The sequence below is a fragment of the Mycobacterium sp. 852014-50255_SCH5639931 genome (assembly GCF_001665605.1).
GTDB classification, from domain to species: Bacteria; Actinomycetota; Actinomycetes; order Mycobacteriales; family Mycobacteriaceae; genus Mycobacterium; species Mycobacterium paraffinicum.
In genome coordinates this window covers 81,946-91,737 of the sequence record NZ_LZSV01000023.1, presented here as the reverse complement: position 1 = coordinate 91,737, position 9,792 = coordinate 81,946, and the positions used below count along the sequence as shown (strand labels likewise).

The window sequence follows — 9,792 nt, the reverse complement described above, 5'->3', positions numbered from 1 at the left end:
GCACCGGCCCCAGCTCCCGCACCCGCCCCGGAGCCCGGTCCGGCCCCAGCTCCCGCACCCGCCCCGGAGCCCGGTCCGACCCCGGAGCCACCCGGTTGACACCAGGCATGTGGATCGGCTGGCTCGAGTTCGACGTCTTACTCGGCGACGTCCGGTCGCTCAAGCAGAAACGGTCGGTGATCCGCCCCGTCGTCGCCGAGCTACGGCGCAAATTCAGCGTGTCGGCGGCCGAGACCGGTTCACATGAGCTCTACCGGCGCGCGGGCATCGGTCTGGCCACGGTGTCCGCCGATCGGAGCCACGCGGTCGACGTCCTGGATGCGGCCGAACGGCTGGTGGCCGCGCACCCAGAGTTCGAGCTGCTGTCGGTGCGGCGCGGCCTGCAGCGCAGCGACGACTAGGGCAAAGCTCAGCCGTTGGCGACGACCCGCTGCGCCCGGCTAAGCCGCGCTTGCGATCGCCGCTAGCCGTTGGCGACGACTCGCCGCGCCCGGCTAAGCCGCGCTTGCGATCGCCGCTAGCCGTCGCGGCCCTCGCGTTTGCGGCCCAACGGCGCGGGGGCGACGACGCCGGGCGCGAGGCGTCGCGTGAAGACCAGGAATGCGGTGTGCCCGCGCATGGAGTGCTGCGGCCGAACGGCCAGGCCGACCACGTTCCAGCCGCGCTGCAGCGTTTCCCACGACCGCGGCTCGGTCCAGCACTGCTGGGCTCGCAAAGCCTCCACGACGCGCGACAGTTGGGTCACGGTCGCCACGTAGATCATCAGTACGCCGCCGGGGATCAGCAGGCGGGACACCGAGTCGAGCACCTCCCACGGCGCGAGCATGTCGAGCACCGCCCGGTCGAAGGAGCCGTCGGGCCGATCGGAGTCGGCGAGGTCGGTGACGATCAGCTCCCAGTTGTCCGGCGGCTGGCCATAGAACACCGAGACGTTGCGACGGGCGTGCTCGGCGTGATCGGCGCGCTGTTCGTAGGAGACCACCCGCCCCTCGGGCCCGACCGCGCGCAGCAGCGAGCAGGTCAGTGCCCCCGATCCGGCCCCGGCCTCCAGCACGCGGGCGCCCGGGAAGATGTCGCCCTCGTGCACGATCTGCGCCGCGTCCTTGGGGTAGATGACCTGCGGCCCGCGGGGCATCGACATGATGTAGTCGACGAGCAGCGGGCGCAGCACCAAGAAGGGCGCCCCGTTGCTGGATTTGACCACGCTGCCCTGCTCCAACCCGATCAGCGCATCGTGGGCGATCGAGCCGCGATGGGTATGGAACTCGGCGCCGGGCGTGAGCGACATCGTGTAGTGCCGGCCCTTGGCGTCGGTGAGTTGGACGCGTTCCCCGACGGTGAACGGGCCGGTTGCGGACACGCCGTCCAGCGTGCCAGCCGACTCGCCGCGGGCGGTGCTCGGGGTTGTCGGCACCCGGTTCTACGCTGCGCTCATGATCGACCAGCCGCTGACACGCACGCGGCCGGCTGCGAAACCGGCGCTCTCCCCGTCGCGGGCGGCCGACTTCAAGCAGTGCCCGCTGCTGTACCGGTTCCGGGCGATCGACCGGTTGCCCGAGGCGCCGTCGGCCGCACAACTGCGCGGCTCGGTGGTGCACGCGGCCCTGCAGCAGCTCTACGGCCTGCCCGCCGCCCAGCGCGGCCCCGACACCGCGTTGTCACTGGTCGAGCCGGCCTGGGAGCAGGTGATCGCCGCGGCGCCCGACCTGGCCGGCGAGTTCGATCCCGCGCAGCGCGGCCAACTGCTCGCCGAGGCCCGTGCGCTGCTCTCCGGCTATTACCGGCTCGAGGACCCGACCCGCTTCGACCCGCACCGCTGCGAAGAGCGCGTGGAGGTCGAGCTCGCCGACGGCACGCTGCTGCGCGGGTTCATCGATCGGATCGACGTCGCCGCCACCGGCGAGCTGCGGGTGGTCGACTACAAGACCGGCAAGGCGCCGCCGGCCGCGCGGGCCCTGGCCGAATTCAAGGCGATGTTCCAGATGAAGTTCTACGCGGTTGCCCTGTTGCGCACCCGCGGCGTGCCCCCCACCCGGCTGCGGCTCATCTACCTCGCCGACGGCCAAGTGCTGGACTACTCGCCCGACCACGACGAGTTGCTGCGTTTTGAGAAGACCCTGATTGCGATCTGGCGTGCGATCCAATCCGCCGGGCAGACGGGCGATTTCCGTCCCAGCCAGTCGCGGTTGTGTGACTGGTGCCCCCACCAGCAGCACTGCCCGCTGTTCGGCGGAACGCCGCCGACTTATCCGGGATGGCCGGAATACACAGCGGCACAAGAGGTTTCGCATCAAGCCGAGCCGACGGCATGACCGACCGCTCACCCAAGAATGTGACGAGGGTCTCTGTGGCGTAACCGCCGACTAACCGGCTCACCGCTAGTGGGGTATGCTGTTGACAACGTTGGCGCCGAAAGGCTTGCCAGCACGTCGTGATCGATTCGTTATTTCCTCTCAGATCCCCGCGGGGCGCCGAGTCCGAGATGACCAGGTGCGCACCGCACAGCCTCGAGTCGCGGCGATCGATGTTGCCAGACGGGCAATCTCGCTACCACCGATGCTTAGGGACAATGAAATATGCTTGAAGACACAACTTTTGCTCACCTCGGCGTGAGCCAGCCGTTGGTTGACGCGCTCGCTAAGGGCGGCGCTCACCGGCCGTTTCCCATCCAGATCGAGACCTTGCCGGATACGCTTGCCGGCCGTGATGTGTTGGGCCGCGGCAAGACCGGCAGCGGCAAGACGCTCGCGTTCTCGATCCCGCTGGTAAGCCGACTCGATGCCGGTAATCGGCGGCCGGGCCGGCCGACCGGGCTGGTGTTGGCCCCCACCCGTGAACTGGCGACCCAGATCGCCGCGACCATCGAACCGCTTGCCGCGGTTCGGCGCCTGCGCGTGGTCACGATCTTCGGCGGGGTGCCGCAGCACAGACAAGTCGCGGCGCTGAAGTCCGGGGTCGACATCGTCGTCGCCTGCCCGGGCCGCCTGGAAGACCTGATGAAGCAACGCGTCATCGATCTGAGCGCGGTGCAGGTCACCGTCATCGATGAGGCCGACCACCTCGCCGATCTCGGCTTCCTGCCCACCGTTACCCGTATCTTGGCGGCCACCCCCGCGACCGGCCAGCGGCTGCTCTTCTCGGCCACGCTGGACGCCGCGGTCGACATCCTGGTGAAGCGATTCCTCACCAGCCCGGTGACACACTCGGTCGCGGACCCGGCGTCGCTGACCCCTGCGATGACGCATCACCTCTTCTGTGTCGATGGCCCGCAAGCCAAGAAGGACTTGGTACACCGGTTGGCCGCGGGAGACTCGCGGCGAATCCTGTTCATGCGGACCAAGCACCAGGCCCGGAAGCTGGCCCGCCAACTCACGCAGTCGGGTATCGCGTCGGTGGAGTTGCACGGCAACCTTTCCCAAGCCGTGCGCGACCGGAACTTGGCGGCGTTCGCGGCCGGACACGCGCGAGTCCTCGTCGCAACCGATATCGCCGCCCGCGGCGTGCATGTCGACAACGTCGACCTGGTGGTCCATGTCGACCCGCCAGCGGAGCACAAGGCTTACCTGCATCGATCCGGCCGCACAGCCCGCGCCGGCGCCTCCGGTGACGTGGTCACCATCGCGCTGCCCGAACAACGCCGTGACACCGAATCGATGATGCGCAAGGCGGCCATTCGCGCCGTTCCCCAACAGGTCTCGGCGGCCTCCCCCGTCATCCACGCCTTGGCCGGCGAGGCCGCGCCCCGCAAGGTCGTCGCGCCCGCCTCAGCCCCGACCCGCCGGCCCGGGCCGACCGCGGTTGCCGGCCACGGTCCGGCCGCCGCGCGTAGCAGGCGACGCCGTTCCCGTCGCCCCGCCACCGCGTCGCGGTAGAGGGCGACTTACTCGACGGTGGCGACCCGTCCCCCAGCTCCGCGGGGGTACCCCCAGCGCCCGGTTACACCGCGCTTGCGATCGCCACTAGTCCGATAGCGGTGTCATCTCCTGCAGCATGGTGGGAATGAGCTCGCTGACGGTGGGATGGATGTGCATGGTGCGCGCCAGCGTGGTGTAGGGCGCTTTGGCCGACATCACGTCCAGGATTTCGTGAACGGCCTCGTCGCCGCCGACACCGAAGATGGCCGCTCCCAGGATCTCCCGGGTTTCGGCATCGACCACGACCTTCATAAAGCCTTGCGTCTCACCCTTTTCCACCGCCCGGCCGACCCTGGTCATCGGCCGCTTACCGACGAGCGCCTTGCGCCCCGACGCGCGGACCTGGTCGACGGTCATGCCGGCCCGCCCTAGCGGTGGGTCGATATAGAGCGCATAGGTGGTGATGCGGTCGCTGACCCGGCGCGGGTCGTCATCGAGCAGGTTGGCGGCGACGATCTCGAAATCGTTGTAGGAGGTATGGGTGAACGCCCCCTTGCCATTGCAGTCGCCCATCGCCCAGATGTGGTCGACGTTGGTCTTGAGCTGATCGTCGACGACGATGTAGCCGCGGGCGTCCGTCCGCACACCCGCCACCTCAAGCCCCAGATCGTCCGTGTTGGGTCGCCGGCCGACGGCCAGCAACAGGTGGCTTCCGGCAATGGGATCCGCACCGATACGAGGTGTGAGCTCAAAACCGTTGCCGGTCTTGGTGATCCGCACGTCGTCGGCGCCGACGATGACGTCGATGCCCTCGCCCTCCAGGATGGCCCGGACGGCGGCGGAGACGTCCTCGTCTTCGCGGGACGCCAGGCGCGAACCCCTCTCGACGACGGTCACCGGGGCCCCGAACCGCCGGTACATCTGCGCGAACTCGAGCGCGATGTAGCTACCGCCGAGGATGACGAGATGCGTTGGTAGCGTGTCGAGTTCGAGGATGGAGACGTTGGTGAGGAACTCGATGTCGGACAGGCCCGGGATGTCCGGGACCACCGCGCGGCCACCGACGTTGAGGAAGATCCGGTCGGCGTGCAGCACGTCTTGCCCATTTTGCGAGTCCACACGCAATGTGTGCGGATCCTCGAAACGGGCGTGCCCGCGAAAGACGGTGCAACCGTCCATGCCCGCCAGCCAGTCCTCGACGCCCTTGCGGTCGCCCAGCATGATGTCGTCTTTGCGCACCTTGACCTTGGCCATGTCCACGCTGATCGGTCCGGTAGAAACCCCGAAGTCCGCACCGCGCCGCGCGAGGTGGGCGGCGTACGCGCTGGCCACCAGCGTCTTCGTCGGGATGCATCCGGTGTTGACGCAGGTGCCGCCGACGAGTTTGCGCTCCACCAGCGCGACGCGCTGCCCCGCCGCCGTCAGTCGCCCCGCCAGCGGTGGCCCGGCCTGTCCGGCGCCGACGATGATGGCGTCGAAATGCTCTGTCACTTAACCGCCGTCAGCAGGTACTCCGTCAGCACGTGACCGGTCGCCGCAGCGATGGCAAACCCACCCAAGATCGCGACGGCGTCCTCCAGCAGCGCGATGGGCAAGTCCTTACCGGCCACGGCGGCGAGACGTTTGCGCGCCTGATAGCCGCCTAGGGTGCCGAGCACCGCGCCGATGACGCCAGCCCCGAGCGCGGTATAGGTCCAGTGCGGCCATGCGCCCAGCACCGCGCCGGCCAACCCGCCCATGATGATCCGGGCGGCGAAGATCGGCGGCGCCGTGCGGGCCGGCGTCTTGGGCAGCTTGTCGTTGACGAGTTCGCCGATGGCGAGAACGGTGAACACAATCGCCGTGATGATGTTGGCCATCCAGGCCGCCCACGTGCCGTGCAAGTCGATCCAACCCAAAAACGCGGCCCAGGCGACGACGGCGGGAGCCGTCAGCGAGCGCAACCCGGCGACGACACCGATCAACAGAGCCAGCAGCAGAATAAGCGCGTGTGTCACGAAGACCCTCCTGAGGGAACGAACAGCCCGGCAACGGTCAGGGATGACGGCCCATGGGGGTGACACGGGCGAAACAGCCCTAGGCGGACGCTAACACAGCCGCGGTCACCGCACCCGTTCGATCAGAAGCGGCAGAACCTGATGTCGGAAGCCAGAATCGCCTTGGCGCCGATGGCGGCCAGCTCGTCCATGATCTCGTTGACGCCCCGGCGCGGCACCAGCGCACGGATGGCGACCCAGTCCGGATCGGCGAGCGGCGCGATCGTGGGTGACTCCAGTCCGGGCGTGATGGCCGTGGCCTTCTCCAGGACGGAACGCGGGCAGTCGTAGTCGAGCATCAGGTACTGCTGGCCGAACACCACACCCTGGATCCGCGCCACCAGCTGATCGCGCGCCGCCCGTGTCCCGTTCTGGCCGTCAGGGTCGGCGCCCTCGATCAGAACCGCCTCCGAATCGCACAGCGGGTCGCCGAATGCCACCAGGTCGTGCAGGCTCAGGGTGCGTCCCGAGCCGACCACGTCGGCGATGGCGTCGGCCACGCCGAGTTGTACCGAAATCTCCACCGCACCGTCGAGCCTGATGACGGTGGCCTCAATGCCCCGCTCGGCCAAGTCTTTTCGGACCAGATTCGGGTAGGCGGTGGCGATCCGCTTGCCGGCCAGATCGGCCGTCGTCCAGTCCCGCCCGGCCGGCCCGGCATACCGAAAACTCGACGACCCGAAGCCCAACGCCAGGCGTTCGTGCACCGGCGCGTCCGAGTCGCGGACCAGATCCCGTCCGGTGATGCCGAAGTCCAGCTGCCCCGAACCCACATAGATCGCAATGTCTTTGGGGCGCAGGAAGAAGAATTCGACCTGGTTGACCGGGTCGATGACGGTGAGATCTTTGGAGTCGGTGCGACGCCGGTAGCCCGCCTCCGCGAGAATCTCGCTGGCCGGCTCGCTCAGCGTGCCCTTGTTGGGAACCGCGACCCGTAGCACGCTCACAGCTTCCGGTAGACGTCGTCGAGGGACAGGCCACGCGCGATCATGAGCACCTGCGTCCAGTACAGCAATTGGCTGATCTCCTCGGCCAGCGCGTCGTCGGGTTCGTGTTCGGCCGCCAGCCACACCTCGCCGGCCTCCTCGAGGATCTTTTTGCCCAGCCCGTGGATGCCGCCGTCCAGTGCGGCGACCGTGGCGCTGCCGGGGGGCCGGGTGCGGGCACGCTCCCCCAGTTCGGCGAACAGGTCCTCGAAGGTCTTCACGGCCAGCGATTGTTTCACGCGGCGCCGAGCAAAGTCACCTCGGTTTCGCCGGGGGCGACGATTCGGGCTCCCGGTCAGTCGAATCCGGCGAGCGTGATCCGCAGCGCATCTTCCAATTGCGCATGGAAAGGCGGGCTGGCGACGATGTCCGAGGTTAGCCACCCATCGAGGACGAATTGCACTGTGGCCAAACTCGTGTGGACCAACAACGCGGGCCGGATGTCAACCATCGCATCGACGCCCATCCGCTGTGCGACCTGCTCGATCAGGTTGGCGTGGTCGGTTTCGCTGACCAGTACGGATTTGCTCAAGAGGTGAGGCGCGGTTGCGACGGCGTGACGCCACGGGTCGAGGTCGTCAACTTCGCTGACGTCCCTGGCGTGCGTGACGAACAGCTGAATCAGCGCTTCCACCGGCGACTCGTGTGCCGGTCGCGCGCTGTAGGAGCCGACGATCTCGGCGGCCGCCTCCCGGACCGGGTCGACCAGCAGGCCCTCCTTGGTGGGCGCGTACCGGAAGTAGGTGCTGATGGATATCCCGGCGGCCGCGGCGATGTCCTCCGTCGTCACCGCCTCGAAGCCCCGCTCGGCGAAGAGCCGGTGCGCGGTCTGCTGAATCTGGGAGAGCAGCGCGGCACGGCGTCGGTCCCGCAGCGAGCCGGTGTTTGCTGAGGGCATGCCATCACCTTCGTCAATCCGACATTCCAACCCCATGGTGTCGTCCCGTGACGAACTAAGATGAGTGACTCTACACTATTGAAAGTCCCTATCAAGTAGGCTAATGTGATGCGGCACACACCGATGAACTGCAGAATCTTGGGGTCTGTTGACACTATTTTAATAACAATGGGCGTCAATGGCACCCGAAGTCGTCTGCTCGGCACTCAGGAATTCAACGGGTGGGAAGAGAGCCGATGGAAGCGGTAACTGGCACGCGATGACCCCTGCCATAAGTTTGCTGGCCGGACCCCAGCTCGGGCCGTTATGACGACACAACTCGATGGAGTCGCCGCCGTTCGGGACTGGTCGGTCGGATACGTCAAACGTCACCCGATCGCCTCGCTGACGACGGTCGGCGAACAGTTCGTTCTGGGTGTGCGCACCGTTCAATACTTCTTCTTCGACCTGATGACCGGGCGATTCCAATGGCAGGAGTTCGTCCGTCAGGGCGCGTTCATGGCCGGCACCGCCGTATTGCCGACGATCCTGGTGTCGCTGCCCATCAGCGTCACCCTCTCCATCCAGTTCGCGCTGCTCGCCGGCCAGGTCGGGGCCACGTCGCTGGCCGGAGCGGCCAGCGGGCTCGCGGTCATCCGGCAGGGGGCGTCGCTGGTGGCCGCGGTGCTGATGGCATCGGCCGTCGGGTCGGCGATCACCGCCGACCTGGGTTCGCGCACGATGCGCGAAGAAACCGACGCGATGGAGGTGATGGGCGTCTCGGTGATCCGCCGTCTGGTGGTCCCCCGCCTCGCCGCGGCCGTGATGATCGGTGTGGCCCTCACCGGCGTCGTGTGCTTCGCGGGATTCTTCGCGAGCTACATGTTCAACGTGTATTTCCAGAACGGGGCACCGGGCAGCTTCGTTTCGACATTCGCGTCGTTCGCGACGACCGACGACATGATCTTGGCGCTGGTGAAGGCGATCGTGTTCGGCGCGATCGTGGCCATCGTGTCGAGCCAAAAAGGCTTGTCCACCAAGGGCGGACCAACGGGCGTCGCGAACTCGGTGAACGCGGCGGTCGTCGAGGCGATCCTGCTGCTGATGATCGTCAACGTCGCCATCAGCCAGCTTTACATCATGTTGTCGCCCAGGACGGGGCTGTGACGTGACGGCCTCCGCTTATCAACCGCTTGCACCGATTTCGGTCCCGCTCGTAAGGCTCTACCGCAGGGGCAAAGTACCGATCATCCGGCTCGGCCATTTGTTGGTCTTCTTCGTCCGGGCGCTGGTCGCCGTGCCGCTTGCCCTACGCCAGTACCGGGGCGAGTTCTTGCGGCTGCTGTCGAACATCACCTGGGGCAACGGCTCGATCGTGGTGGGTGGCGGCACCGCCGGCGTGGCCGTCGTCCTCGGCACGACCGTCGGCGCGCTCGTCGGCATCGAGGGCTACAACTTCCTGGATCTGCTCGGACTCGGTCCCGCCACCGGGTTCGTCTCCTCGCTGGTCAACACCCGCGAGCTGGCTCCTCTGATGGCATCGCTCGCCTTCGCCATGCAAGGCGGCTGCCGCTTCACCGCCCAGCTGGGATCCATGCGCATCGCCGAGGAAATCGACGCGATGGAATCGATTGCGATCCGCCCGATCCCCTACCTGGTGACGACCCGGCTGATCGCTTCGGTGGTGGCGATCGTTCCGCTCTACGCCGCATGCCTGGCGATCGGCTACCTGAGCACCCAAATAGTGGTGGGGATCGGCAGTGGCGGCTCGACCGGTTCCTATCTGCACTACTTCACGCTGATGCTGGCCGGCCAGGACATCGTCTATTCGTTGATCAAGGCCGTCATCTTCGTCTGGATCGCATCCACGATCCAGTGCTACTACGGGTTTTACGCGAGCGGCGGCCCTGAGGGTGTCGGGGTCGCCGCGGGACACGGTATGCGAGCCAGCATCACCGTCGTGATCATCGTGAACATGCTGCTCACCATGGCGCTGTGGGGCGTCGACTCCGGCGCACGGTTCGGCGGGTAGGTCGCGG

11 protein-coding genes are annotated in these 9,792 nt (G+C 67.3%); 5 read left to right on the top strand and 6 right to left on the bottom strand.

Annotated elements, in window-relative coordinates; translation table 11 throughout:
* Positions 1–107: 107 nt before the first annotated feature.
* Positions 108–401 carry a DUF503 domain-containing protein gene (locus A5758_RS14210; protein ID WP_066946832.1) on the top strand — a complete coding sequence of 98 codons (294 nt, stop codon included), beginning with the start codon at positions 108–110 and terminating at the stop codon, positions 399–401.
* A gap of 116 nt (positions 402–517) precedes the next feature.
* Here A5758_RS14210 and trmI read toward each other — a convergent pair whose 3' ends face one another.
* Complete coding sequence (trmI, locus tag A5758_RS14205; RefSeq protein WP_067740867.1) at positions 518–1,360, bottom strand: tRNA (adenine(58)-N(1))-methyltransferase TrmI; 843 nt, start codon at positions 1,358–1,360, stop codon at positions 518–520.
* A 73-nt stretch (positions 1,361–1,433) separates the two neighbouring features.
* Between trmI and A5758_RS14200 the strand changes: the two genes are divergently transcribed.
* Together A5758_RS14200 and A5758_RS14195 are read left to right on the top strand one after the other, a co-directional pair.
* A complete protein-coding gene (locus tag A5758_RS14200; protein ID WP_067201019.1) occupies positions 1,434–2,312 on the top strand; it encodes a RecB family exonuclease in 879 nt (292 codons plus the stop codon).
* 264 nt (positions 2,313–2,576) lie between these two features.
* Entirely contained in the window at positions 2,577–3,872 is a 1,296-nt protein-coding gene (locus A5758_RS14195) for a DEAD/DEAH box helicase (RefSeq protein ID WP_067740854.1), read from the top strand.
* Positions 3,873–3,959: 87 nt separating this feature from the next.
* Here the strand turns inward: A5758_RS14195 and A5758_RS14190 are convergent, their stop codons facing one another.
* From A5758_RS14190 to A5758_RS14170, 5 genes are all read right to left on the bottom strand, one after another.
* Positions 3,960–5,345 (bottom strand): FAD-containing oxidoreductase, encoded by a 1,386-nt coding sequence (locus A5758_RS14190; protein WP_067740850.1) that lies wholly within the window; start codon positions 5,343–5,345, stop codon positions 3,960–3,962.
* Positions 5,342–5,851, bottom strand: coding sequence for a DUF4126 domain-containing protein (locus A5758_RS14185; RefSeq protein WP_067200706.1), 510 nt, complete (start codon positions 5,849–5,851; stop codon positions 5,342–5,344). The genes A5758_RS14190 and A5758_RS14185 overlap by 4 nt, the downstream gene beginning before the upstream one ends.
* A 122-nt stretch (positions 5,852–5,973) precedes the next feature.
* Positions 5,974–6,831 carry an ATP phosphoribosyltransferase gene (gene hisG, locus A5758_RS14180; protein ID WP_067201021.1) on the bottom strand — a complete coding sequence of 286 codons (858 nt, stop codon included), beginning with the start codon at positions 6,829–6,831 and terminating at the stop codon, positions 5,974–5,976.
* Between the two features lie 2 nt (positions 6,832–6,833).
* The gene (locus tag A5758_RS14175) at positions 6,834–7,115 is read right to left on the bottom strand and encodes a phosphoribosyl-ATP diphosphatase (RefSeq protein ID WP_066946853.1); all 282 of its coding nucleotides are present in this window, start codon (positions 7,113–7,115) and stop codon (positions 6,834–6,836) included.
* Between the two features lie 56 nt (positions 7,116–7,171).
* Complete coding sequence (locus A5758_RS14170; protein WP_067200709.1) at positions 7,172–7,774, bottom strand: TetR family transcriptional regulator; 603 nt, start codon at positions 7,772–7,774, stop codon at positions 7,172–7,174.
* A 306-nt stretch (positions 7,775–8,080) separates the two neighbouring features.
* Here A5758_RS14170 and A5758_RS14165 point away from each other — a divergent pair, with 306 nt between their 5' ends.
* Entirely contained in the window at positions 8,081–8,920 is an 840-nt protein-coding gene (locus A5758_RS14165; RefSeq protein ID WP_067740848.1) for an ABC transporter permease, read from the top strand.
* A 1-nt stretch (position 8,921) separates the two neighbouring features.
* A complete protein-coding gene (locus tag A5758_RS14160) occupies positions 8,922–9,785 on the top strand; it encodes an ABC transporter permease (RefSeq protein ID WP_067200715.1) in 864 nt (287 codons plus the stop codon).
* The last annotated feature ends 7 nt before the right edge of the window (positions 9,786–9,792 follow it).

What these genes read in the sequence shown, in the direction of transcription:
- A5758_RS14210 (WP_066946832.1), top strand. Translation starts at nt 108, where the DNA reads ATGTGGATCGGCTGGCTCGAGTTCGACGTCTTACTCGGCGACGTCCGG.
- A5758_RS14200 (WP_067201019.1), top strand. Translation starts at nt 1,434, where the DNA reads ATGATCGACCAGCCGCTGACACGCACGCGGCCGGCTGCGAAACCGGCG.
- A5758_RS14195 (WP_067740854.1), top strand. Translation starts at nt 2,577, where the DNA reads ATGCTTGAAGACACAACTTTTGCTCACCTCGGCGTGAGCCAGCCGTTG.
- A5758_RS14170 (WP_067200709.1), bottom strand. Translation starts at nt 7,774, where the DNA reads ATGCCCTCAGCAAACACCGGCTCGCTGCGGGACCGACGCCGTGCCGCG.
- A5758_RS14165 (WP_067740848.1), top strand. Translation starts at nt 8,081, where the DNA reads ATGACGACACAACTCGATGGAGTCGCCGCCGTTCGGGACTGGTCGGTC.